The sequence below is a fragment of the Aquamicrobium sp. YD-1-mutant5 genome, assembly GCF_059509755.1.
Genome location: NZ_JCAKKP010000005.1, coordinates 145343 through 167654, shown reverse-complemented (window position 1 = coordinate 167654; position 22312 = coordinate 145343). Strand labels below are relative to the sequence as shown.

Below are 22312 nucleotides of genomic sequence, written 5' to 3'. Positions count from 1 at the left end.
TGTGTTAAGCCCGATGGTAAACGAAAAATGTCGAAAAAATGTACTTAACAAAGGCGCAACAGAGAAGGTTGAATTGTTGGAATCCGGATCCCTCAAACAGGCGTGAAAGGCCAGAGGCCATCGCGATCGCCCTTCATGCCTGCTTTTCTCCAATCAGGCGTTTGATGCGGGAGTTACGGCGAGCCTGCCGGGCCCCACGGGATGGCCAAGGGTCATTATTTTTCCTGTCGCCATGAGCGCCAGCACAATCAGTGTCAGCCCGGCAGGAATATCGACCAGGTGATGACCGCCATGCACCAGAACGCCGGGAATGACCATGATCACGATGGCCAGATAGGGCAAGAACAGCCACTTCATCGGCCGTGAAAAAAGCAGAGACAAACCGGCCATCACGATATGCATCGATGGGAATGCGATCATGCCGCGAATTTCGTCCGGGCTGATCATGGATGAGCCATGTTTGAAGTGGGACAGGATCGTTGCCCCGTATTCTGTCGATACGACAGGGTGTACACGCAGCAATATGTCTTTCGGCACCTGATAATACGCACTTGGTCCAAGACTTGGAAAGAAAGCCCAGAAAATAACGGCGATGAGGCCTGAGATAGACAGGCTCAATGTAAACGCGTGCAGGTGCCGGATGCGATTGGTGAAGACCAGAGCAATGATGAGCACCGCGACTTGTATCAGAGTGGCGTTATAGGCCAGACGCATCGCCTGGCTGACCAGTGGATGGTCAGAAGCCCATGCGATTATCTGCGGCCAGGAATAGCCGAGCAGAGTGTCCATCTGGATCAGCCAATCGTCGATCAGAGGCCTGCTGTTGGGCGTCAACAGGTAATTGAGCAGGGAAACCGAGTTGGAAAACAGAATGAAAATGCCCACTGTGGTGATCGCGCTGCCCAGTTCCCTGCTTCTTCCGCTGTGGCGATACCACGAACCAAGACCCAGAAAGAGCATCACCAGCAGGCCGAGCACGGCATAGGAGCCCCAGGCAACCTTTGCAGGGTGCAGCAGGATCAACATCGCATCGATGGCCAGCACCGTGAACGTGATCCGGAACAGGAAAAGCTCGGCCGGAGGATAAAGGGGATCAGATGTGAACATGGCTGATTTTGATCACAACATGGCTTACAAATCTCTAATGGCCACTCTGCCGAGCTTGTGTAGACGGGCCTCTGCTCATATCTCTTGTGCCAGAAAGGTGCACTGATGTTCCGTTTCCTGTTCCGGCTTGCCGCGATGGTTTCACTTTCGGTCGCCGTGACCATGGCGGTGCTCGATGCGACGCGCACGGTTGCGGCTTCTCAGCTGATCACCACGCCGCTGAAAACCAGCTGGAATGCGGTGTCGCCGCAGACACTGGGTGCCGCGGAAATGTTCGTGCGCGAGAAGATTGGTCCGCTGGTCTGGGATGTAGGCGTGAACTTCATTCTGTCTCTGCCGGGTTTTGCGGTGTTCGCGTGCCTGGCATTGCTGCTCTACGCCATCGGCTACCGGCGCGAGCGCCCGGCCGTACGCTATGCAGCCGGCTGAACGGTGATAGCCCTTTAGCGCTAACCCTTTAAGGAAGGAAGACCGACATGTTTTCCCTGAATGATCTCCTGAGCAAGAAATCCTCCATGCCGAAGCCTGAGGAGGCGCTGCCGGGACGCGATCAGCCGCTCCCGACCGCCGAGACCCACTACGTCAACGGCAATCCGCTCAAAGGACCTTATCCGGCTGGCATGCAGAGCGCCTTGTTCGGCATGGGCTGCTTCTGGGGTGCGGAGCGGCTCTTCTGGCAGATGCCGGGCGTCTTCGTCACCGCCGTCGGCTATGCAGGTGGCCTCACGCCCAACCCGACCTATCGTGAAACCTGCACCGGGCTCACCGGCCATGCCGAGGTGGTGCTGGTGGTCTTCGATCCAGACATTGTATCGTATGCCGACCTGCTGAAGCTGTTCTGGGAAAATCACGACCCGACGCAGGGCATGCGTCAGGGCAACGACATCGGCACCACCTATCGCTCGGTGATCTTCACCACCAGCGAGGCGCAACTGGAGCAGGCAAAGGCTTCGCGCGATGCCTATGAGGCCTCGTTGCTGGCAAGCGGCCGCGGCAAAGTCACCACGGAGATTGCGCCGGCGCCGGAGTTCTATTTCGCTGAAACCGAGCACCAGCAATATCTGGCGAAGAACCCGGACGGCTATTGCGGCCTGCAAGGCACAGGCGTTTCCTGCCCGATCCCGACCGGCGTGCGCGCCTGACCGTCCGTTCCGGTCGTGTCGTCTCCGCACTTACCAGTGGGGCGGTTTGGTCACCGGTATCTCGGGCGAGGCCTGTTCTTCCAGTTCCAGAAAGCGCTCGGTCAGGGCGTTGAGCTTCTTCTGAAGCCGGTCGATCACCTTCCACTGTTCGGCGAGCTGGCCGGACAGTTCCTCGATGGTCTTTTCCTGTTCGGCCGCGCGGATTTCCAGCGCGACCAGCCTGTCATTATCACTGTCGCTCATGGCGGGCCTATTTCGTGCCATACATGCGGTCGCCCGCATCGCCGACACCGGGCATGATGTAACCCTTTTCGTTGAGCTGGCGATCGATGGACGCGGTATAGACCGGCACGTCCGGATGGGCGGCGGTGAAGCGGGCAATGCCTTCCGGCGCTGCGAGCAGGCACAGGAAGCGGATATTGGTGGCGCCGCGCGCCTTCAGCCTGTCGATTGCCGCCGTGGCCGAATTGGCGGTCGCCAGCATGGGGTCGACCACGATCACCAGCCGGTCGGCAAGGTCGCTGGGAGCCTTGAAGAAATATTCGATCGCTTCCAGCGTATCGTGATCGCGATAAAGCCCTATATGGGCGACGCGCGCGGCCGGTACGAGGTCGAGCAGGCCTTCGAGCAGCCCGTTGCCGGCGCGCAGCACGGAGGCGAACACCAGCTTCTTGCCTTCCAGCACCGGCGCTTCCATTTCCTCGATCGGCGTTTCGATGGTTCTCGTCGTCAGTTGCAGGTCGCGCGTCACCTCGTAGCCGAGCAGCAGCGAGATCTCGCGCAGCAGCCGGCGGAAGCTCGCCGTCGAGGTGTTCTTGTCACGCATGATGGTGAGCTTGTGCTGCACCAGCGGATGATCGATGACGGTGACGCCCTTCATGGTGTTCTCCGGCTAATTCATAGCTCGATTGTGAATGGTGGAAAGAAATTAGAAAAGGCCTATGCGGGCTGAGGCGCACAAAGTCCACAGCTGGCCTGCGACCTTTTACCGGGTAAATGCGGGGCGCAGGGTAAATGAAATGACGGCTAAAGCCATGGCGCGGCCAAATTCGTTCCTGTATGGTCCGCGCGCATAAAAGGCGGATCATGATCATGTCAGTTGAAAGAACCACCGCCCGTGGCGGCATGGAAACCTCCTACGGATTCCGTCAGGTCGGCGCCGGCGAAAAGCAGCCCCTGGTCAACGAGGTGTTCCACAAGGTCGCCAATCGCTACGACCTGATGAACGACCTGATGTCGGCCGGCATGCACCGCATCTGGAAGGACGCCATGATCGCCTGGCTCAACCCGCCGAAGCGGCCGGGCTGGAAGGGGCTGGACGTGGCCGGCGGCACCGGCGACATCGCCTTCCGCATCATCGAGGCCAGCCGGCGCAATGCCCACGAAACGGTGCTCGACATCAACGGTTCGATGCTTCAGGTGGGGCGCGAGCGCGCGGAAAAGAAGGGGCTTTCGCCGCATCTCGATTTCGTCGAAGCCAATGCCGAGGAACTGCCTTTCGCCGATTCCACCTTCGATGCCTATACGATCGCCTTTGGCATTCGTAACGTGCCGCGCATCGATGTGGCGCTGTCGGAAGCCTTCCGCGTGCTGAAGCCCGGTGGACGTTTTCTGTGCCTCGAATTCTCCGATGTCGACATGCCGCTGCTCGACCGGTTCTATGAGGCATGGTCGTTCAACGCCATTCCGAAGATCGGCGAAATGGTGACCGGCGACGGCGAGCCTTACGCCTATCTGGTGGAATCGATCCGCAAGTTCCCCGACCAGAAGAACTTCGCTGAAATGATTTCCTCGGCCGGCTTCGAGCGCGTGAGCTTCCGCAACTATTCGGGCGGCATCGCCGCACTTCATTCGGGCTGGAAGCTTTGACTGGACAGCCTTCATGAGCAGCGTGAGTGCGGGTTTCCGGCTGGTCAGGGCCGGCTGGGTTCTGGTGCGTGAGGGTGTGGTGGCCGCACTGCCGGGCGATCAGCTTTCGGGTCTGCCGAAACTGGGCTGGCGGGTCGCCACGATGTTCACGCGGCGGCGCGCGCTGAAAGAGCAGCGCAGCGACCGGCTGGCGCATGCGGTGGCGCGGCTCGGGCCATCCTATGTCAAGCTCGGCCAGTTTCTTGCTACCCGTCCCGATGTGGTCGGCAACGACATCGCCCTTGAGCTTGCGCTGTTGCAGGACAAGATGCCGACCTTCCCAAAGGCGGCCGCGCAGGCGGCTGTCGAGGCGTCGCTGGGGCGCACGATCGGCGATCTCTACCATGACTTCGGGGATGCCGTGGCTGCCGCCTCCATCGCGCAGGTGCATCCGGCAGATGTCGATTATCCCGATGGCCGGCGTCAGGTGGCGGTGAAGGTCATCCGCCCGGGCGTGCGGCGGCGCTTCAATCAGGATCTGGAAAGCTATTTCCTCGCTGCCCGCCTGCAGGAGAAGTACATTCCTTCAAGCCGGCGGCTGCGCCCCGTGCAGGTCACGGAAACGCTGGCGCAGACCACCCGCATCGAGATGGACCTGCGGCTCGAAGGGGCAGCTCTTTCCGAGCTTGGCGAAAACACGAAGGACGATCCCGGTTTTCGCGTGCCGGCGGTGGACTGGGAGCGTACCGGCCGCGACGTGCTCACCATGGAGTGGGTCGACGGCATCAAGATGAATGACATCGCCGCCCTTGCGGCGGCCGGTCACGATCTGAGGGCCATCGCCACCAATCTGATCCAGTCGTTCCTGCGCCATACGCTGCGGGACGGCTTTTTCCATGCCGACATGCATCCGGGCAACCTGTTCGTGGAAGCCAATGGCACTATCGTCGCCGTCGATCTCGGCATTTCCGGGCGTCTCGGCAAGAAGGAGCGTCGCTTCCTGGCCGAAATTCTCTACGGTTTCATCACACGCAACTATCTGCGCGTGGCGGAAGTGCATTTTGAGGCCGGTTATGTGCCTGCCAGGCACGATGTCGCCGCCTTCGCGCAGGCGATCCGCGCCATCGGCGAGCCGATCCATGGTCAGCCGGCCGAAACCATCTCCATGGCCAAGCTGCTGACGCTGCTGTTCGAGGTAACGGAGCTGTTCGACATGCAGACCCGGCCGGAACTGGTGTTGCTGCAAAAGACCATGGTGGTGGTGGAAGGCGTGGCACGCACGCTCGATCCGGCCTTCAACATGTGGAAGACGGCGGAGCCGGTCGTGGGAGACTGGATACGGGACAATCTGGGTCCGCGCGGTTTGGTGGCCGACGCCCGCGACGGGGTCTATGCGGTTACGGCGCTGGCGCGTCAAATGCCCGAATTTGCCAAGCGCACGGAGCGCCTGTCGCGCGAAATCGATCATATGGCCGAGAACGGCCTGCGGTTCGATGCCGAGACCGCGCAGGCGATCGGCAAGGCCGAAGCCCGCCACACCCGCTCCGGCCGGCTGGCGCTGTGGGTGATCGCGCTGACGCTCATCTACATTGCGTGGAAGGTGTTCTGAACGGCAAATTGACCGCACCGGCAGTCCTGCCTAATTTGCTTTTCCAGACAGGACGCTGCTTACGGAGTTGATCAACGGCATGTCGAGTACCCTTTCCGGCAAGCGAATCCTGCTTATCATTGGCGGCGGTATTGCCGCTTATAAAACTCTGGATCTCATAAGGCGGCTGCGCGAGCGCGGGGCGGCGGTGCGGCCGGTGATGACGCAGGCGGCGCAGCAGTTCATCACGCCGCTGGCAGTCGGGGCGCTGGCGGCGGACCATGTGTTCACCGACCTGTTCGACCGGCAGGACGAGCAGGATGTCGGCCACATCAGGCTGGCGCGCGAGGCCGATCTGGTCGTGGTCGCGCCGGCAACAGCCGATCTGATGGCAAAGCTTGCCAATGGCCTTGCCAGTGATCTGGCTTCTGCCGTTCTTCTGGCAACGGACAAGCCGGTGCTGATCGCGCCGGCCATGAACCCGAAGATGTGGGCGCATCCGGCAACACGCCGCAACCGCGAGACGCTGGCAGGCGATGGCGTTTGCTTTGTCGGGCCGAAGCGGGGCGAAATGGCCGAAAGTGGCGAGGCGGGCGAGGGCCGCATGGCGGAACCGCTGGAAATCGTGGCAGCCATCGAGGCGCTGTTGGCGCCGGCGGCGAAACCGCTGGCGGGACGGCGCATTCTCGTCACTTCCGGCCCCACCCATGAGCCGATCGATCCGGTGCGCTATATCGCCAATCGCTCGTCGGGCAAGCAGGGCCATGCCATCGCTGCCGCCCTTGCCCGGCTGGGGGCCGAAGTGCAGCTCGTCTCCGGCCCGGTGACCATTGCCGATCCGGCGGGTGTGTCGGTTACGCATGTGGAAAGCGCGCGCCAGATGCGTGATGCTGTCGAAAGCCTGCTGCCGGCCGATGCGGCGATCTTCGTTGCCGCCGTGGCGGACTGGCGCACGGCCGATGCTGCCGGGGAAAAGATCAAGAAGGTGGCTGGCGAGGGACCGCCGGCCCTTCAGATGGTGGAAAATCCCGACATTCTGGCCGGCATCGGTCATCATTCCAGGCGTCCGCCGCTGGTCATCGGCTTCGCCGCCGAGACACAGGACCTTGTGAGAAACGCACAGGCCAAGCTCGACAGGAAGGGCGCGGACCTGATCGTCGCCAATGACGTGTCGCATGACAGCGGCATCGGAGCTGGTGGTGTGATGGGCGGTGATCGCAACCGGGTGCGCATCGTGTCGCGAACCGGCGTGGACGAGTGGCCGGAACTCACGAAGGATGAGGTCGCGGAACGGCTTGCTGCTCTGGTTGCAGATCGTCTGGGCGGCGCAACCGGCTAAAGCGCATCGTCCGAAAATGGCCAGCGGATGCGGCACGACGGCAGATGTGAGAATAGGAACTCGAGCTTCGGGAGCGAATCTGAAGCATCGCTACGCGTTTCAAGCCTGCAGGCATTCGGCAGGACGCCGTAGTTGGCCCTGCAGTGTGTTCGACCCGGCTGCCCGATACCGTGAAGGACGCCGGCGAAACGCTGGGTTCCGCCGGCGAGGTTTCCTTATTTCAGCGAGTGAACCAGTTCGAGCGACTGCACGGCCACCGCGAGGTTGAGGCCGGTCTGGGCCTGCACGCTGAGCGGCTGCAGGGCATAGGAGCGGTCGAAGCCGCCAAGCAGCAGATTGGCGCCGCCGCCGGTGATGACGCTGGCTTCGGCGTTCACACCGAAATACTTGCCGGCGATGCGGCCACTGTCATAGTTGCGGTTGGCGGCAAGCACTGCCCAGACGAGATTGCCCTGATGGGTCTTGCCGAGATCCACACCAAGCTTGGAGACCACGCCGCTGTAATACTCGGTCGCGCGGCCATTGGAGGGCTTGAAGGAGCAGGCAAGGCCCTTGTTCGAGGTGATGAGGTAGCCAACGCCGCCGTCGATCTTGCAGTCGAGAATGCCGAGTTCGAACATGTCGGCTGCATGTGCGGTGGCGGTCATCGAAGCAAGGCCGACCACTGCGGCGGCAACAAATTTCCTGATCATGAGAGAACTCCTGAATTCCTGATCGCGCATTGGCAGAATCGCCATGGCGATCAACGCCTGAAAGCGCGATACGTTGCGTCGAACCATGGCGCGATCATGGCACAGTGATGCCGGATCGCTGCGATATGGCTGACGCTGCGGAAGAATATGTGCCCCCTATCGGGTGCTTACTGGGTGCGGGAAAGCCCGTCCTTGGCCGGCTGATAGGCCGGCTTGAGGCGTACCGCCTCGCGATAGGACTTCGCGGCCTTCGCCTTTTCGCCGCGCCGCTCATAGATCAGCGCCTGATTGGTCCACGCTTCGGCGTTCTTCGAATCCAGCTTGATCGCCATGTTGAAGTCGGCGAAGGCGTTGTCCTCCTGGTTCATGGCCAGATAGGAAAGGCCGCGGCCATTGTAAGGCTCTGAGGCGTCCGGGGCGAGGGAAATGGCTGACGAGAAGTCCTCGATGGCATAGCTGTGCTGGCCCTGTCCCTGATAGATCAGGCCTCTGTTGTGATAGGCGCGGGCATCGGTGGTGTCGAGTTGGATCGCCTTTTCGAAGTCATTGAAGGCTTCCTGCGTGCGGCCCGCCTGCCGATAGACATTGCCGCGGCCGATATAGGCTGCGTCATAGCTCGGGTTGATCTGCAGGGCGCGGTTATAGTCGGCCAGCGCCTTGCCGCTGTCGTTCATGAAGCGATAGATCAGGGCGCGGTTGGCATAGGCCTGATAGAAATTCGGATTGAGCGAGATGGCGGTGTCGAAATCCTTCAGCGCCTGCTGGTAGCGACCGCCGCGTCCATAGGCGGAGCCGCGGACATTGTAACCTTCGGGATCGCGCGGGTTGGCGTTGATCACCTGCGTCAGCGAAGAAATGTTCTCGCTCGAAGCCTGCGTGACGTCGACATTGCTGAGGTCGATGGCGGAGCCGGACTGGCAGGCGGCCAGAATCAGTCCGCTCAGGGCGAGCGCGGCGATGGAAAATCCGTGACGCGCGGCGCGCCGTTCGTTCACTGTTTCCATGGCAGTCTGTCCTCGCTTTGTCCTGTGTAGACCCTAGCCTGCAGCCAAAGCCCTGTCCCGGCTAAAGTGCCCCGGCAAAAACAAAAGGTGGCCGCGACCGGAATCGCGCCACCTCGATACCCTGCAAAAAGGGCGAAAGACAGATCGTATCAGCGCGCGGCGCGGGCGGCCGGAGCCGGGCGGGGGGCTGCGCCGGGAAGCAGGCCTTCGCGCTGCGCACGCTTGCGGGCCAGCTTGCGCGCACGGCGCACGGCCTCAGCCTTTTCGCGCGCCTTCTTCTCGGAAGGCTTCTCGTAGTGACCGCGCATCTTCATTTCACGGAAGATGCCTTCGCGCTGCATCTTCTTCTTGAGGGCGCGGAGCGCCTGATCAACATTGTTATCGCGAACGAGTACCTGCACGGGCGTTCCTGTCTCTCAGGTTAGGATGCATAAAACTGGCGGACAAAGCCTCCAGCTTCCGTGACGGCTCCCGCCACGAATTTGCGGCGGCTAGTATCAGAATGGGGATTTGTTGTCCATACCATATTTCGCCGGTGGACCTGAGATTGCAGCGCTGTGGCGCATGTTACTCGGCAGCGTCGGCCGAAGGCGCGGCTTCATCGGGCGCGTTGGGATCCCCGGGCGCGGTTTCGCAGCCGAGATCCGGGAAGGCCACGACGCGATTGTTGTGGAAATCGGTGCGCACGACGATCAGGTCGCGCTCCTCGAAATAGGTGAGAAGCCTGCGGGCACGGCGCGCTGAATGGGTGCCGTAGGCGCGCGCCAGCGTGGCGTCGGAGGGACAGGGCGCGCCGGTGACGGCGGCCTGCGCCACCATAAGAAACACGCCCTGCACGTCATCGGGCAGGGTTTCGGAAAGCTGGAGCGCCTGCGGCCAGGCTTCGCCGCCGGCGGTCTTGCGATCGACGCCCGCACGGGCGACGGCAAGGCGCCTGCGGAAAGCGGCCAGTTGCAGCGGTTCGCCCACGACCCGGCGAATGCGGCAGCGCACCAGAAAATCCTGATAGAGAACGGCGTCAGTGCGGAAGCCGGCGTCGGGGTCCTCAAGGATTTCCTTCAGCACGGTGTCGATGCCTGCCTCGCGCTCCGCCTCGTCGATTTCGGGGAACATCGGCTCGACCGGTGGCGGCATCGGGGCCGGTTGCGGACGTGCAAGCTGGGCCATCAGGTCGGCGGTGGGAATGGGTTGCGGCGCGGCCTTGCGCACCGGCATGCGCGCCTCTTCCGGACCCGGCGTGAACACCAGGTCGGCCATGTCCTCCGTCTTCTTGGGAAGCGGCATCAGCTTCGGGCTGACCGAGCGGGCCGAGGTTTCAACCGCGCCGATGGTGATCGGCAGGGGGCGGCGCGACATGGCGGGCCCCAGCGCCACGAAACGGCCGCGGGCCAGATCGCGGAACATTTCGGCCTGCCGCCGCTCCATGCCCAGAAGGTCGGCGGCGCGGGCCATATCGATGTCGAGGAAGGTTCGCCCCATGAGGAAGTTGGAGGCTTCCGCCGCGACGTTCTTGGCGAGCTTGGCCAGCCGCTGGGTGGCGATGACGCCGGCAAGGCCGCGCTTGCGGCCACGGCACATCAGGTTGGTCATCGCGGCGAGCGAGATGCGGCGCGCCTCGTCGGACACTTCGCCGGCTGCGGCCGGTGCGAAAAGCTGCGCCTCGTCGACCACGACGAGAACCGGATACCAGTATTCGCGCTCGGCATCGAACATGCCGCCGAGGAAGGCGGCGGCGGCGCGCATCTGCTGGTCGACGTCGAGACCTTCCAGATTGAGCACTGCGGAGACGCGATGCTGGCGGATGCGGCCGGCGATGCGGGTCAGCTCGGCCTCGGTGCGCTGCGCGTCGACCACCACATGCCCGAACTTGTCGGCCAGCGTGACGAAATCGCCTTCCGGGTCGATCACGCATTGCTGCACCCAGGGCGCGCTCTGCTCCAGCAAACGGCGCAGCAGATGCGACTTGCCCGAACCCGAATTGCCCTGCACGAGCAATCGGGTGGCCAGCAGTTCCTCAAGATCGATCATGGCCGGCTTCCCTGGGGAGGCCGTGCCCATGTCAATGTCGACTCTCATTGCAGCTCCTTGTACTGGCGCTTTACCATTGCTGCGCCCCGGTTGCGAAGCCGTGCGGGGCGATACCCACAGGCGCGCTTCGCCGCAGCCGCTGACGGCGTATATTGCGGCGGGCTCCGTCGCAAACAGCGCATGGGTGGCCGGGCGGTTTGGCTAGTGATAAGAAAAAGCACCTTCGTCGGAAAACTTGCCGTCCAATCGCGAGGCGTCGGAACGTGAAGAAATACTCGGTATTCGCCATCGCGCGGGAAGCCATGCGCGGCCACAAGGGGTGGGAGCAGCAATGGACCTCGCCGGAACCGAAGGCGGACTATGATGTCATCATCATAGGCGCAGGCGGGCATGGGCTGGGCACGGCCTATTATCTCGCCAGGGAGCACGGCATCACCAATGTGGCGGTGCTCGAAAAGGGCTGGCTCGGTGGCGGCAATACGGGCCGCAACACCACCATCATCCGCTCCAACTATCTCTATGACGAATCGGCCGGCATCTACGACCATGCGCTGAAGCTGTGGGACGGGCTTTCGCAGGACCTCAACTACAATGTGATGTACTCGGCGCGCGGCGTCATGATGCTGGCGCACAATGTCCATGACGTGCAGTCGCTCAAGCGCCATGTCCATGCCAATCGCCTGAACGGCATCGACAATGAATGGCTGACGCCGGAACAGGTGAAGGAATACTGTCCGCCGCTCAACATATCGCGCGATGCGCGCTATCCGGTCGTCGGCGCTTCCCTGCAGCGTCGTGGCGGCACGGCCCGCCATGACGCGGTCGCATGGGGCTACGCGCGCGGCGCCTCGGCGCGCGGCGTCCACATCATCCAGAACTGCGAGGTCACGGGCATCAGGCGCGGGCCAAACGGTGCCGTTACAGGTGTGGAAACATCGCGCGGGCCGATCGGTGCGAAGAAGATCGGCGTGGTCGCGGCCGGCAACACCTCCGTCGTCATGAACATGGCCGGGGTGCGCATGCCGCTGGAAAGCTACCCGCTGCAGGCGCTGGTGTCAGAGCCGGTCAAACCGGTGGTGCCTTGCGTGGTCATGTCCAACACGGTTCATGCCTACATCTCGCAGTCCGACAAGGGCGAACTGGTGATCGGGGCGGGAACCGACCAGTATTATTCCTATTCGCAGGCCGGCTCGCTTCACAATCTGGAACACACGCTCGATGCGATCTGCGAGATGTTTCCGGTGTTCACCCGCATGAAGATGCTGCGCTCATGGGGCGGCATTGTCGACGTGACGCCCGACCGCTCGCCGATATTGGCGAAGACGCCGGTCAGCGGGCTTTACGTGAACTGCGGCTGGGGCACCGGGGGCTTCAAGGCGACTCCCGGCTCGGCGCATGTCTTCGCCCACACGATCGCGCGCGACGAGCCGCATCAGATCAACGCGCCGTTCTCGCTGGAGCGTTTCCGCACCGGCCGGCTGATCGACGAGGCGGCGGCCGCCGCCGTGGCGCATTGATGCCGGTGCTTTCGGCGATCCTGCTGTCGGCGCAGACGGCGACAGTCACGCCGGCGCGTGACGAGCGCAGCCTGTTTCATCTGCCCGGCCCCGAAGAGGTGCGCGTGCAGTCGGTGGCGCGCACGGACAATGAGCAGCACTGGCCCTTCGTGCCCGAAGAGGGGCTTTTGATGTGCGTCTGGAGCGGAGGCCGCAAGGTCGTGATGTTTGCGGCGAAGCCGGACGGGAGTGAGACCGAAGCAAGGCCCGATCTGGTTTTCGTCTCGACCAATCCACTCGATGCGACGCTGATGAACATGGGTAGCACCCATCTGATCGCGAAGACAGAAGGTGTCGGGGAACTGATCAGGCGCTTTGCGCCCTTCGAGCAACTTGGCCAGCGCCTGTGCAACCAGCCACAGGGCGCGAGGATGGGCCATGGCGAATTATAGGACAGGAATGGCGAGCCCATGCTTTTGATCCGCTGCCCCTATTGCGAGGAAGAACGCCCGGAGACCGAGTTCCGGCATGCGGGCGAGGCCCATGTCGCGCGGCCTTCCGACATCGCTTCGATCAGCGACGAGGATTTCGAGGCATTTTTCTTCATTCGCGCCAACACGCGCGGCACCATCTATGAGCGCTGGCGTCACATTCACGGCTGCGCCCGCTTCTTCAACGCGGTGCGTGATTCGGTGAGCGACCGTCTTATCGTCACCTACAAGGCCGGCGAGCCGAAGCCGAAGAAGCTTCCGGGGGTATAATATGGCCGAATCCTTCCGACTTCCGGGCAAAGGCCGCCTTGCGCAGGCCAGAACCGCCCGCTTTACCTTCGATGGCAAGAGCTACAGCGGCGTTGCGGGCGATACGCTGGCCTCGGCGCTGCTTGCTAATGGCGTGCACCTTGTCGGCCGCTCGTTCAAATATCACCGGCCGCGCGGCATCCTCTCGGCAGGCGCGGAAGAGCCCAATGCGCTGGTCGGCATCCATCGCGATGCTTCGCGCAAGACGCCAAACGTGCGCGCCACGGTGCAGGAGCTTTATGACGGACTGACCGCTGTTTCGCAGAACCGCTGGCCCTCGCTCGGCTTTGACGTGGGTGCGGTCAACGACCTTGCCTCGCCGCTGTTCTCCGCCGGCTTCTACTACAAGACATTCATGTGGCCGAAGGCGGCATGGAAATCGTTTTATGAGCCGTTCATCCGCTCCGCCGCCGGCCTTGGCGTTGCGCCGGACCAGCCCGATCCGGATCATTACGCCGCGCGCTTTGCCCATTGCGAGGTACTGGTTCTGGGCGGCGGCGCGGCAGGAGTCGCGGCGGCTCTGGCCGCGGCGGAATCCGGCCTGCGGGTCATCATCTGCGACGAACAGGCAGAGCTTGGCGGTTCCCTGCGTTTCGAGAGCGGTGCGGTCATCGACGGTGAGAACGGCTGGCAGTGGGCGCAGGCGGCGCGGGCGAAGCTGGCTGCGATGGACAATGTGCAGGTGCTGACGCGCACCACGGCATTCGGATATTATCTTCAGAACTTCGTCGCGCTCACCGAGAGGGTGAGCGATCACCTTTCCAATCCGTCCGGCAGCCTGCCGCGAGAACGGCTGTGGCAGGTGCGGGCGAAGCGCGTGGTGCTCGCCACCGGTTCCATCGAGCGGCACATGGTGTTTGCGGACAACGACCGGCCGGGCATCATGCTGGCATCGGCGGCGCGCACCTATCTCAACCATTACGGCGTCGCTGTGGGCAAAAATGTCGGCGTCTATACCGCCAATGACAGCGCCTATGCGGCGGCCATCGACCTGAAGAAGGCCGGGGTCGGGGTGGCGGCGATCGTCGACCTGCGCGACAACCCGACCGGCGATCTGGTGGACGAGGCGCGCGCGCTCGGCATCGAGATCCACGGCGGGCGCGGCGTGGTCCGCGTCGGTGGGCGGCTGCGCGTCAGTTCCATGACGGTGCGTCCGCGCAGCGGCAGAGGGGGCGAGCGCACCATTCCCATCGACGCGCTGCTGATGTCGGCCGGCTGGACGCCGTCGGTGCATCTGTTCTCGCAATCGCGCGGCAAGGTCGCCTTCAACGACGAGGTCAAGCGCTTCCTGCCCGGCACCTATGCGCAGGACTGCATCTCGGTCGGCGCCTGCAACGGTACCGACGGACTTTCCGCCACCATCGATGAGGCTTATGCGGCCGGCTTGAAGGCTGCGAAGGAAGCCGGTGGCAAGGTGGCGAAACCGGCAAAGCCGAAGGTGGAAGCCAGCGAGAACTGGTCGCGCGGTATGCTGGGCGCGGGACCGGGGGCGGAGGCCGGCACCACGGTCAAGGCGTTCGTGGATTTCCAGAACGATGTGACGGCCAAGGACATCCGCCAGGCGGTTCACGAAGGCATGCAGTCGATCGAGCATGTCAAGCGTTTTACCACCAACGGCATGGCGACCGATCAGGGCAAGACCTCCAACATGCACGGTCTGGCCATCGCCGCCGAGGAACTCGGCCGGACGATCCCTGAGGTTGGCCTGACCACGTTCCGCGCGCCCTACACGCCGGTGACGTTCGGCGCCATTGTCGGCCACGCACGCGGAAAACTGTTCGATCCGACGCGCCGCACCGCCATGCATGGCTGGGCCGAACGTCATGGCGCGGTGTTCGAGGATGTCGGCCAGTGGAAGCGCGCATGGTATTTTCCGCGCGCCGGCGAGGATATGCAGGCGGCCGTCAACCGCGAATGCGTGACCGTGCGCAAGAGCGCCGGCCTGTTCGACGCCTCGACGCTGGGCAAGATCGAGGTTGTGGGGCCGGATGCGGCGGCTTTCATGGAACTCATGTACACCAATCCTTGGCAGAAGCTGGAAGTGGGCCGCTGCCGCTACGGCGTGATGCTGCGCGAGGACGGCTTCATCTATGACGATGGCGTGGTCGGGCGGCTGGCAGACGACCGCTTCCATGTGACGACGACCACCGGTGGTGCTGCCCGCGTCATGAACCATATGGAGGACTATCTCCAGACCGAGTTCCCGCATCTGAAGGTGTGGCTGACCTCGACCTCGGAGCAATGGGCGGTGATCGCCGTTCAGGGGCCGAAAAGCCGCGACATCATCGCGCCGCTGGTCGAGGGCATCGACATTTCGGATGCGGCCATGCCGCATATGTCGGTGCGCGAGGGCCGCATCTGCGGCGTGCCGACGCGGCTGTTCCGCATGTCCTTCTCCGGCGAGCGCGGCTTCGAGGCGAACGTGCCGGCCGATTATGGCGAAGCCGTTTGGGAAGCGCTGTGGGCCGAGGGGCAGAAGCATGGCGCCTGCGCCTACGGTACCGAAACCATGCATGTGCTGCGCGCCGAGAAGGGCTACATCATCGTCGGGCAGGACACGGATGGAACGGTGACGCCGAACGATGCCGGTCTCGACTGGGCCGTGGGCAAGAAGAAGACTGATTTCGTCGGCATACGCGGGCTGAAGCGGCCGGATCTGGTGGCGGAAGGGCGCAGGCAGCTCGTTGGCCTGAAGACGCGCGATCCCGATGTGGTTCTGGAAGAGGGCGCGCAGATCGTCGCCGATCCGGAGCAGGCGGTGCCCATGAAGATGATCGGCCACGTTTCCTCCAGCTACTGGTCGGAAAATTGTGGCCGTTCCATCGCGCTGGCATTGGTGGAAGGCGGCGCCAGGCGAACGGGCGAAACGCTTTATGTGCCGATGCCCGACCGCACAATCGAGGTGGAGGTGACCGGGATGGTGTTCTTTGACGAGAAGGGGGAGCGCCTCAATGGCTAAGGCGGCAGCTAAGACCGTAAAGGCGGAAGCGGCGGCCGAGCGGCGGCCTGCGCTCGCTGGGCAGGAGGTATCGGCAAGCGGGGTGCGGGTCGCGGTGCTGCCGCCTGCTAATCGCGTGTCGCTGCGCGTGCCGGAAGAAGCGGTGGCTTCGCTGTCGCGGGCGCTCGGCGTTACCCTGCCACAGAAGCCGAAAACTTCCGCCGCAAAAGCCGCGCGGACGGCGTTCTGGCTGGGGCCGGACGAATGGTTCGTCATTGACACGGCGGGCGGCGACATACTGGCGGATTGCGGTAAGGCAAAGGGGCTTCATTCGGCGGTCGATGTGTCGCGCCGCAATGTCGCCTTCGGGGTGAGCGGGCCAGCCGCGGAGGCAACACTTGCCGCCGGCTGCCCGCAGGATCTGTCGTTACAGGCGTTTGCCGCAGGCGCGTGCTCACGCACGGTATTCGGCAAGACGGAAATCCTGCTTTACAGGGTGAGCGAACAGGAATTCCGGGTGGAGTGCTGGCGGTCCTTCTCCGATTATGTGTTCGGCCTGCTGTCGGAAGGCGCGCGCGACGCAGCAGCCTGAGGGAACCCGGAGCCGGGGAACCGAGTTTCTGTATCGTCACCTGCTTTGGGACAGGTCCGGGACAAACTGGCCGGGAGAAACTGGAATGGCAAGCAACGTGAAAACCGATAACAAGACACGCAGCAAGACATCTGCCGTGAAGTCGCTGGAGCATGAGCGGCAGGTGCAGGATCAGACCGAAGAGCTGGAGGAAGGTCTCGAAGACACTTTTCCAGCCAGCGACCCCGTTTCGGTAACGTCTTCCGCAATTCCCGGAGGGCCCAAGAAACCCGGGCAGGCCAAGACGGTCACAGGTCGCAAGCCGGGACGCTAAGGCGACATTTTTCCGCAGGGCTTTTTACCTTCGGCCAGAACGGCTCCCGGCGACGCCTTGGAAAAAGATCATGAAAAAAGGGCGGCTATCCGGGGGAAGGATGCCGCCCTTTCCGTATCGTGCGTACTCAGAGACCAGGCACGAACGGGTTTACGCCGATACCGAGACGAGGGCCGGAGGTCTTGCCTTCGCTGGCGGTGTTATTGATCGATGCGGTTTTGGCGCAGTCGATCTTCACTTTCTTGCCAGTGGTGGGGTTGACCGCGATGCACTCGGTCGTGGCCTTTGCCTGTGTCGTGGTGGAAGCTGCCATGCTGACGCCGGACAAGGCGAGCAGGGCGGAAAGCGCGATGAGGGCGGTTTTCATTTCCTTCTCCGATCGTACGTGTATTTTATGGCGTACATGTATAATTATTAAAAACGTAAATCAAGAAGAAATTGTACATGTACGGAAATTGGCGCGCGACAACGTTCCTGCAGCTTTGCCAGGCAGCCGAGGATCATCCGTGCGTCCATCTGCGCTGCGCCCAGCGTGATGCAATCCGCGGACAGGGCGGTGTTCAAACGCAGAGACCTGATGCCCTTGGCCTGAGCGCCTGCACACCCTTTGCCTCAGGATGATGACGCAGAGCCGGGAAACAGTCAGGCAGAAGAGGAGGGAGAATATCTAAAGCGTATCGCGATCATTCAGGTTCGTTCCTGACGCTTTAAGTCCCAGTTTTCACGCATATTGCCCAAAACAGTTCTCACTTTCGGGCGAGATACGTCAGAGCATTTGCAGTGAAACGTCATCGTCTGACGAAGCACGGTGGAGCGGCGGGGTGCCTTCGTCGGAATGCCGCTGGTATGGTGCTACAAACGCGCTTACCGGATCGGGCCACGCGGCTGACGAGCTCTCCGGCATGACCAGACGAAAGAGCTGCGCTTTCTTCGCCGATCTGAAGGCCGACGGATCAGGTGGGGGGAGCGAGCCGCGCCCGGCACATCGATCCGGGATTGTCACTCAACGGCTTGATGTCCTGACCCTCAAGAGCACCGAGCGCGAAATCGCACATCTGCTTCAGGAAGGCGTCGCGATCGCCGAACTCGTGGAAGGGGAAGGTGATCATCAGGGAGATGGTGCCATGGGCTATGCTCCACAGCATGGTGGCAATGGCGAAAGAATCGCCTTTCAGCTTCCCGGCCGCGATGCAGGCTTCGACACGGGTCAAAAGCGCCAGCATGGCGGGGTTGTTGGCTTCCATTTCCTCGAAAGTCATGCCCTCGGGAGGTCTGGTCTTCTCGGTCATGAAGACGATGCGGTATTCGTTCGGATTGCCGAGGCCGAAGGCTGCGTATTCTGTCATTACCGCGCGCAGCGCCTCGACCGGATCGTCGGATGTGTTTTCTTCGATCCGCCGCGCAAGGATGGCGAAGCGGTCTTCCGCCAGTGCCAGCAGAATATCCTGCTTGTCGGCGAAATAGGAGTAGACGGACATCGGCGCATAGCCGACGCGCCTGGCGAGCTTGCGGATGGTGAGGCCATCATAGCCTTCTTCCTGCACAAGCTGGCGCGCCGCCTCGATCAGGTCTGATCGAAGCGTTTCTCTGTGTCGTTCGCGCCGTTCCTGAACGGTGGGCGACACGGTCTTTGTTTTGCGAGTGTCCTCCACAGGAGCGACTATATCCCTGATATGAGTGGGGGCAAGCCGTGCCGCAGCGTCAGGCTTGCGGTTCGGCGAAGGTGAGCGTGAGCCAGCGTGCGGTGAAGGCGGGCTTCTTCGATCCCTCGATCTCAACCGTCACGTCGTGCATCACCTGCACCCAGCCGGACGGGCGGGCCTTTACGTCGGCCAGCACGAAGCGGGCGCGGATGCGCGATCCGGTCTTGACCGGGGCCATGAAGCGAACTTCGTCGAAGCCCTGATTGACGCCCATCTTGCCTTTTTCCAGCGGCGGCAATGTCTCGAAGGTCATGGCCGAGAGCAGCGAAAGAAGCAGGAAGCCATGGGCAATGGTGCCGCCGAAGGGAGTTTCCCGGGCGGCGCGTTCAGGATCGCAATGGATGAACTGATGATCGTCTGTCGCGTCGGCGAACTGATCGATCATGGTCTGCGTCACGGTGCGCCAGGGCGAGACGCCAACTTCCTTGCCAACACTGGCCAGAAGCTCATCGAGCGTGATCGGTTGCATGGCTGCCGCTTCTCCTGATGCCCGCATATCACCTTGGTTCGGGCAGGAGCAATACAGGGCCGTGTCCGCCCTGTCACCCTTCCGGTGTTCGCTTCGCCTGAAGGTTTGCTATTCCGCGGGCTCTACATTGGTGTAGGCGGCTTCTTCCAGCTCGCGGCGCAGGCGGTTCTGTTCCTCGACCTTCGGCGTGACGAAGCGGCCGAGCAGCAGATAGGCGACCGGCGTGAGGAAGAGGGTGGAGACGGTGGCAAGGCCGAGACCGCCGACGATGACCCACCCGAGCGCGATGCGCGCCTCGGCGCCGGCGCCGCTGGCCAGCACCAGCGGCAGGCCGCCCAGCACGGTACAGATCATGGTCATGAGCACCGGGCGCAGGCGCACGTTGGCCGCCTCTTCGATCGCCTGACGCACATTGGCGCCACGGTCACGCAACTGGTTGGCGAATTCCACGATGAGGATGCCGTTCTTGGCCATGACGCCGACCAGCAGCACCAATCCGATCTGGCTGTAAGCGTTGAGGCTGGTGCCGGTGAGCACCAGCGCGACGATGGCGCAGGCGAGGCCGAGCGGCACCGTGGCCATGATGATGATGGCCGATATAAAGCTTTCGAACTGCGCGGCCAGCACCAGAAGGATGATGACCAGCGCGAAGCCGAACACGGTGATCATGCCCGCATTGGTTTCGCCCAGCGTCGCGGCTTCGGCCAGCGGCAGGATCCGCACCCCGGCCGGTATCAGCGGTTCGGCGATGCGCTGCGCTTCGACATAGGCGTCGCCAAGCGCGAAATCGGCGCGCAGATCGGTGGTGATGGCCACCGAGGCCTGTCGCTGCTCGCGCGTCAGGGTCGGCGGCACCGCCTTTTCGGTCAGCGTGGCGATGGTCGACATCGGCACGAAGCGGCCGTCGCCCGTCCTGAGGAACAGGTTCTCGAGATCGGTCGGATCGTTGACCGGATTGGTGGTCGAGACGAGTTTGACGCCGAACGCGCGGTCGCCGATGAAGACGTCGCCGATCTCGTTGCCGTCGAGCATGGCCTGCAGCGTATTGGCCAGTCCGTTGATGTCGATGCCGAGGTCGGATGCCCGCTCGCGGTCAATGGCGACCGACAGCTGCGGCTGCGACGGGTCGATGGACAGGCGCGGCTTCTCGAAGCGCGGATCCTGCTCCATGGTGGCGATGATGTTGTCGGCTATGGCGCTGAGCGTGGCGCGGTCATTGCCGACGAGGGCGAACTGCAGGCCGTTGCCCGCGCCGCGGATGCCGAGGCTGTTGGGCTGGATGGGGAAGACGCGTATGGCCGGCATCTGGCGCGTCAGGGCATTGATCTGCGACCAGATTTCCTGCTGGCTGCGGCTGCGCTTGTCCCAGGGCGCGAGCGTGATCACCATAAAGCCGCTGTTGTAGTTGCCGCTGTTGCCGGCATACTGGAACGTGCTTTCGATCTCGCCCGTCATGCGCATGGGCTCGATCAGTTGTTCGATGGTGCGCATCTGCGCGGCCGTATAGTCGAGGCTGACGCCCTGAGGGGCGCTGACCCGCAGCAGCACCATGGAACGGTCCTCGCTCGGCGTCAGTTCCTGACGGATCGTTCCGAACAGGATGACCGCGAGGCCGGCAAACAGAACCGCCACCAGCACCACCAGCCATGGGGCGTTGAGGCAGGCGTTCAGACAGCGCTTGTAGAGGCCGCCGAGCTTCGCGCCGATGCGGCCGCCGATGCCGGTTCCGCCCTCGTGGTGCAATGACGCCGAAGTCAGCATGCGCGACGCCAGCATCGGGCACAGCGTCAGTGCCACCACGCCCGAGAGCAGGACGGAGATCGCCAGCACGAAGCCGAATTCGCGGAACAGGCCGCCGGTCTGGCCCGGCATGAAGGAGATCGGCACGAAGACGGCGATGAGGGTTGCCGTGGTCGCCACCACGGCGAAGAACACTTCCTGCGTGCCAAGCACGGCGGCAGCGCGGGGGCCGAGGCCCTGATTGCGCCGGCGCACGATGTTTTCCAGCACCACGATGGCGTCGTCGACGACGAGGCCGGTGGCGAGAACCAGCGCCAGCAAGGTGAGGATGTTGATGGAGAAGCCGGCCAGATAGATGGCGGCGATGGTCCCGATCATGGCCACCGGCATGGACAGGCCCGGAATGAGGGTGGCGCGCCAGTCGAGCAGGAAGGCGTAGATAACGATGAGCACGATCGACACCGCCAGCGCCAGCGCGATCTCGACCTCGTGAACGGCGCCGTTGACGAAGACGGCATCATCCGAGGTGATCTTGATGGTCATGCCTTCCGGCAGGTTCTGCTGGATGTTTTCGACCGCGGACCTCACGCCATTGGAAATTTCAAGCGTGTTGGATTCGGCGGCGCGCACGATGCCGATGCCGATGCCGGTCTTGCCGTCCGAGCGCAGCATGCTCTGGCCGATGTCGGGGCCGAGCGTCACGGTCGCCACATCGCCGATGCGGGTGTTGCCGTCGATGTAGATCTGCTCGAAAGCCTCGGGCGTGTTCACTTCGGCGCTGGTGCGCACGACCAGATTCTGGTCGGAGGTGGAGATCGATCCTGCCGGCTTGTCGAAGGCGACGGACGCCAGAGCCGCGCGCAGGTCCGCCACGGTGAAGCCAAGGCTGGCAAGTCTTGCCTGGTTGACGTCGATGCGGAAGATCTTCTCGCGATCGCCGTTGATCTGGACGTCGGCCACGCCAGGCACGGCGGCCAGCGTGTCCTCGATCTGGTCCTCGACGATGACGGTCATGTCCTCGACGGTCATCGTGTCGGAGGTGACGGCCAGACGCATGACCGCCTCGGCATTGGCGTCGGCCTTCACGATGCGCGGCGCGTCGGCCTCGTCGGGCAACTGGTTGGTGACGCGGGAGACGGCGTCGCGCACGTCGGAGGCGGCGACGTTGAGATCGACGCCGTCATTGAACTCGATGGTGACGCGGCTCGACCCATAGGACGAGCGCGACGAGATGGACTTCACGCCGGAGACGCGGGCAACCGCGCTTTCGATGACGTCGGTCATCTCGCGGTCGACCGTTTCGGCCGCCGCGCCGGTGAAGTTGGTGTTCACGGAAATGACGGCGCGATCGACGTCCGGCAACTCTCGAACCTCGACGCCGTAGAAGGCGGCAACGCCGGCCACTGCAATCAGCACGTTGAGCACGAAGGCCAGAACCGGGCGGCGGATGAAAAGCGCCGTCAGGCCTTTCTGGCCACTCTTGATCTCGTCATTCATGGCATGGTCTCGTTAT

General features: G+C 63.0%; 22 protein-coding genes. 11 read left to right on the top strand and 11 right to left on the bottom strand.

The features are described from left to right. Window positions 1–153: 153 nt before the first annotated feature. A complete protein-coding gene (locus AC5XE7_RS10710; RefSeq protein ID WP_495366005.1) occupies window positions 154–1107 on the bottom strand; it encodes a phosphatase PAP2 family protein in 954 nt (317 codons plus the stop codon). 105 nt (window positions 1108–1212) lie between these two features. Between AC5XE7_RS10710 and AC5XE7_RS10705 the strand changes: the two genes are divergently transcribed. Then, window positions 1213–1536, top strand: coding sequence for a hypothetical protein (locus AC5XE7_RS10705; RefSeq protein ID WP_495366004.1), 324 nt, complete (start codon window positions 1213–1215; stop codon window positions 1534–1536). A 47-nt stretch (window positions 1537–1583) separates the two neighbouring features. Further along, window positions 1584–2249 carry a peptide-methionine (S)-S-oxide reductase MsrA gene (msrA, locus tag AC5XE7_RS10700; protein ID WP_495366003.1) on the top strand — a complete coding sequence of 222 codons (666 nt, stop codon included), beginning with the start codon at window positions 1584–1586 and terminating at the stop codon, window positions 2247–2249. A 30-nt stretch (window positions 2250–2279) separates the two neighbouring features. Here the strand turns inward: msrA and AC5XE7_RS10695 are convergent, their stop codons facing one another. Together AC5XE7_RS10695 and upp are read right to left on the bottom strand one after the other, a co-directional pair. Continuing rightward, on the bottom strand, window positions 2280–2492 hold the full coding sequence (locus AC5XE7_RS10695) for a SlyX family protein (protein WP_495366002.1): 213 nt from the start codon (window positions 2490–2492) through the stop codon (window positions 2280–2282). A gap of 7 nt (window positions 2493–2499) precedes the next feature. Beyond that, window positions 2500–3129 carry a uracil phosphoribosyltransferase gene (gene upp, locus AC5XE7_RS10690; RefSeq protein ID WP_495366001.1) on the bottom strand — a complete coding sequence of 210 codons (630 nt, stop codon included), beginning with the start codon at window positions 3127–3129 and terminating at the stop codon, window positions 2500–2502. A gap of 212 nt (window positions 3130–3341) precedes the next feature. Between upp and ubiE the strand changes: the two genes are divergently transcribed. From ubiE to coaBC, 3 genes are all read left to right on the top strand, one after another. Beyond that, complete coding sequence (gene ubiE, locus AC5XE7_RS10685) at window positions 3342–4118, top strand: bifunctional demethylmenaquinone methyltransferase/2-methoxy-6-polyprenyl-1,4-benzoquinol methylase UbiE (protein WP_495366000.1); 777 nt, start codon at window positions 3342–3344, stop codon at window positions 4116–4118. Window positions 4119–4131: 13 nt separating this feature from the next. After that, entirely contained in the window at window positions 4132–5706 is a 1575-nt protein-coding gene (gene ubiB, locus AC5XE7_RS10680; protein WP_495365999.1) for a 2-polyprenylphenol 6-hydroxylase, read from the top strand. 79 nt (window positions 5707–5785) lie between these two features. After that, window positions 5786–7024 (top strand): bifunctional phosphopantothenoylcysteine decarboxylase/phosphopantothenate--cysteine ligase CoaBC, encoded by a 1239-nt coding sequence (coaBC, locus tag AC5XE7_RS10675; protein ID WP_495365998.1) that lies wholly within the window; start codon window positions 5786–5788, stop codon window positions 7022–7024. Window positions 7025–7239: 215 nt separating this feature from the next. On the opposite strand, the gene AC5XE7_RS10670 is transcribed toward coaBC, so the two are convergent. The 4 genes from AC5XE7_RS10670 to AC5XE7_RS10655 form a co-directional block, all read right to left on the bottom strand. Next, window positions 7240–7716, bottom strand: coding sequence for a DUF992 domain-containing protein (locus AC5XE7_RS10670; protein ID WP_495365997.1), 477 nt, complete (start codon window positions 7714–7716; stop codon window positions 7240–7242). Window positions 7717–7883: 167 nt separating this feature from the next. Continuing rightward, a complete protein-coding gene (locus AC5XE7_RS10665) occupies window positions 7884–8720 on the bottom strand; it encodes a tetratricopeptide repeat protein (protein WP_495365996.1) in 837 nt (278 codons plus the stop codon). A 149-nt stretch (window positions 8721–8869) separates the two neighbouring features. Beyond that, window positions 8870–9121 carry a 30S ribosomal protein S21 gene (gene rpsU / locus AC5XE7_RS10660; RefSeq protein ID WP_183831877.1) on the bottom strand — a complete coding sequence of 84 codons (252 nt, stop codon included), beginning with the start codon at window positions 9119–9121 and terminating at the stop codon, window positions 8870–8872. 166 nt (window positions 9122–9287) lie between these two features. Further along, window positions 9288–10796 (bottom strand): helicase HerA domain-containing protein, encoded by a 1509-nt coding sequence (locus tag AC5XE7_RS10655; RefSeq protein ID WP_495365995.1) that lies wholly within the window; start codon window positions 10794–10796, stop codon window positions 9288–9290. 215 nt (window positions 10797–11011) lie between these two features. Between AC5XE7_RS10655 and AC5XE7_RS10650 the strand changes: the two genes are divergently transcribed. The 6 genes from AC5XE7_RS10650 (at window position 11012) to AC5XE7_RS10625 (ending at window position 16887) form a co-directional block, all read left to right on the top strand. Continuing rightward, window positions 11012–12265, top strand: coding sequence for a sarcosine oxidase subunit beta family protein (locus AC5XE7_RS10650; protein ID WP_495365994.1), 1254 nt, complete (start codon window positions 11012–11014; stop codon window positions 12263–12265). Continuing rightward, complete coding sequence (locus AC5XE7_RS10645; RefSeq protein WP_495365993.1) at window positions 12265–12696, top strand: hypothetical protein; 432 nt, start codon at window positions 12265–12267, stop codon at window positions 12694–12696. The genes AC5XE7_RS10650 and AC5XE7_RS10645 overlap by 1 nt, the downstream gene beginning before the upstream one ends. An 18-nt stretch (window positions 12697–12714) precedes the next feature. Next, complete coding sequence (locus tag AC5XE7_RS10640) at window positions 12715–13005, top strand: sarcosine oxidase subunit delta (RefSeq protein ID WP_287943329.1); 291 nt, start codon at window positions 12715–12717, stop codon at window positions 13003–13005. Window position 13006: 1 nt separating this feature from the next. Continuing rightward, a complete protein-coding gene (locus AC5XE7_RS10635) occupies window positions 13007–16003 on the top strand; it encodes a sarcosine oxidase subunit alpha (protein ID WP_495365992.1) in 2997 nt (998 codons plus the stop codon). After that, entirely contained in the window at window positions 15996–16574 is a 579-nt protein-coding gene (locus AC5XE7_RS10630; protein ID WP_495365991.1) for a sarcosine oxidase subunit gamma, read from the top strand. The genes AC5XE7_RS10635 and AC5XE7_RS10630 overlap by 8 nt, the downstream gene beginning before the upstream one ends. Window positions 16575–16659: 85 nt before the next feature. Beyond that, on the top strand, window positions 16660–16887 hold the full coding sequence (locus AC5XE7_RS10625; protein WP_183831870.1) for a hypothetical protein: 228 nt from the start codon (window positions 16660–16662) through the stop codon (window positions 16885–16887). A 127-nt stretch (window positions 16888–17014) separates the two neighbouring features. On the opposite strand, the gene AC5XE7_RS10620 is transcribed toward AC5XE7_RS10625, so the two are convergent. From AC5XE7_RS10620 to AC5XE7_RS10605, 4 genes are all read right to left on the bottom strand, one after another. Continuing rightward, on the bottom strand, window positions 17015–17254 hold the full coding sequence (locus AC5XE7_RS10620; RefSeq protein ID WP_495365990.1) for a DUF680 domain-containing protein: 240 nt from the start codon (window positions 17252–17254) through the stop codon (window positions 17015–17017). 586 nt (window positions 17255–17840) lie between these two features. Continuing rightward, the gene (locus tag AC5XE7_RS10615; protein ID WP_239799477.1) at window positions 17841–18512 is read right to left on the bottom strand and encodes a TetR/AcrR family transcriptional regulator; all 672 of its coding nucleotides are present in this window, start codon (window positions 18510–18512) and stop codon (window positions 17841–17843) included. A 76-nt stretch (window positions 18513–18588) separates the two neighbouring features. Continuing rightward, the gene (locus tag AC5XE7_RS10610; protein ID WP_495365989.1) at window positions 18589–19059 is read right to left on the bottom strand and encodes a MaoC family dehydratase; all 471 of its coding nucleotides are present in this window, start codon (window positions 19057–19059) and stop codon (window positions 18589–18591) included. 108 nt (window positions 19060–19167) lie between these two features. After that, window positions 19168–22296 (bottom strand): efflux RND transporter permease subunit, encoded by a 3129-nt coding sequence (locus tag AC5XE7_RS10605; RefSeq protein WP_495365988.1) that lies wholly within the window; start codon window positions 22294–22296, stop codon window positions 19168–19170. Between the last annotated feature and the right edge of the window lie 16 nt (window positions 22297–22312).

Coding starts and splice junctions, on each gene's coding strand:
- AC5XE7_RS10630 (WP_495365991.1), top strand. CDS start 15,996: ATGGCTAAGGCGGCAGCTAAGACCGTAAAGGCGGAAGCGGCGGCCGAG.
- upp (WP_495366001.1), bottom strand. CDS start 3,129: ATGAAGGGCGTCACCGTCATCGATCATCCGCTGGTGCAGCACAAGCTC.
- ubiB (WP_495365999.1), top strand. CDS start 4,132: ATGAGCAGCGTGAGTGCGGGTTTCCGGCTGGTCAGGGCCGGCTGGGTT.
- AC5XE7_RS10640 (WP_287943329.1), top strand. CDS start 12,715: ATGCTTTTGATCCGCTGCCCCTATTGCGAGGAAGAACGCCCGGAGACC.
- AC5XE7_RS10605 (WP_495365988.1), bottom strand. CDS start 22,296: ATGAATGACGAGATCAAGAGTGGCCAGAAAGGCCTGACGGCGCTTTTC.
- AC5XE7_RS10665 (WP_495365996.1), bottom strand. CDS start 8,720: ATGGAAACAGTGAACGAACGGCGCGCCGCGCGTCACGGATTTTCCATC.
- AC5XE7_RS10635 (WP_495365992.1), top strand. CDS start 13,007: ATGGCCGAATCCTTCCGACTTCCGGGCAAAGGCCGCCTTGCGCAGGCC.
- AC5XE7_RS10610 (WP_495365989.1), bottom strand. CDS start 19,059: ATGCAACCGATCACGCTCGATGAGCTTCTGGCCAGTGTTGGCAAGGAA.
- AC5XE7_RS10625 (WP_183831870.1), top strand. CDS start 16,660: ATGGCAAGCAACGTGAAAACCGATAACAAGACACGCAGCAAGACATCT.
- AC5XE7_RS10705 (WP_495366004.1), top strand. CDS start 1,213: ATGTTCCGTTTCCTGTTCCGGCTTGCCGCGATGGTTTCACTTTCGGTC.
- AC5XE7_RS10695 (WP_495366002.1), bottom strand. CDS start 2,492: ATGAGCGACAGTGATAATGACAGGCTGGTCGCGCTGGAAATCCGCGCG.
- coaBC (WP_495365998.1), top strand. CDS start 5,786: ATGTCGAGTACCCTTTCCGGCAAGCGAATCCTGCTTATCATTGGCGGC.
- ubiE (WP_495366000.1), top strand. CDS start 3,342: ATGTCAGTTGAAAGAACCACCGCCCGTGGCGGCATGGAAACCTCCTAC.
- AC5XE7_RS10670 (WP_495365997.1), bottom strand. CDS start 7,716: ATGATCAGGAAATTTGTTGCCGCCGCAGTGGTCGGCCTTGCTTCGATG.
- AC5XE7_RS10710 (WP_495366005.1), bottom strand. CDS start 1,107: ATGTTCACATCTGATCCCCTTTATCCTCCGGCCGAGCTTTTCCTGTTC.
- msrA (WP_495366003.1), top strand. CDS start 1,584: ATGTTTTCCCTGAATGATCTCCTGAGCAAGAAATCCTCCATGCCGAAG.
- AC5XE7_RS10655 (WP_495365995.1), bottom strand. CDS start 10,796: ATGAGAGTCGACATTGACATGGGCACGGCCTCCCCAGGGAAGCCGGCC.
- AC5XE7_RS10645 (WP_495365993.1), top strand. CDS start 12,265: ATGCCGGTGCTTTCGGCGATCCTGCTGTCGGCGCAGACGGCGACAGTC.
- AC5XE7_RS10620 (WP_495365990.1), bottom strand. CDS start 17,254: ATGAAAACCGCCCTCATCGCGCTTTCCGCCCTGCTCGCCTTGTCCGGC.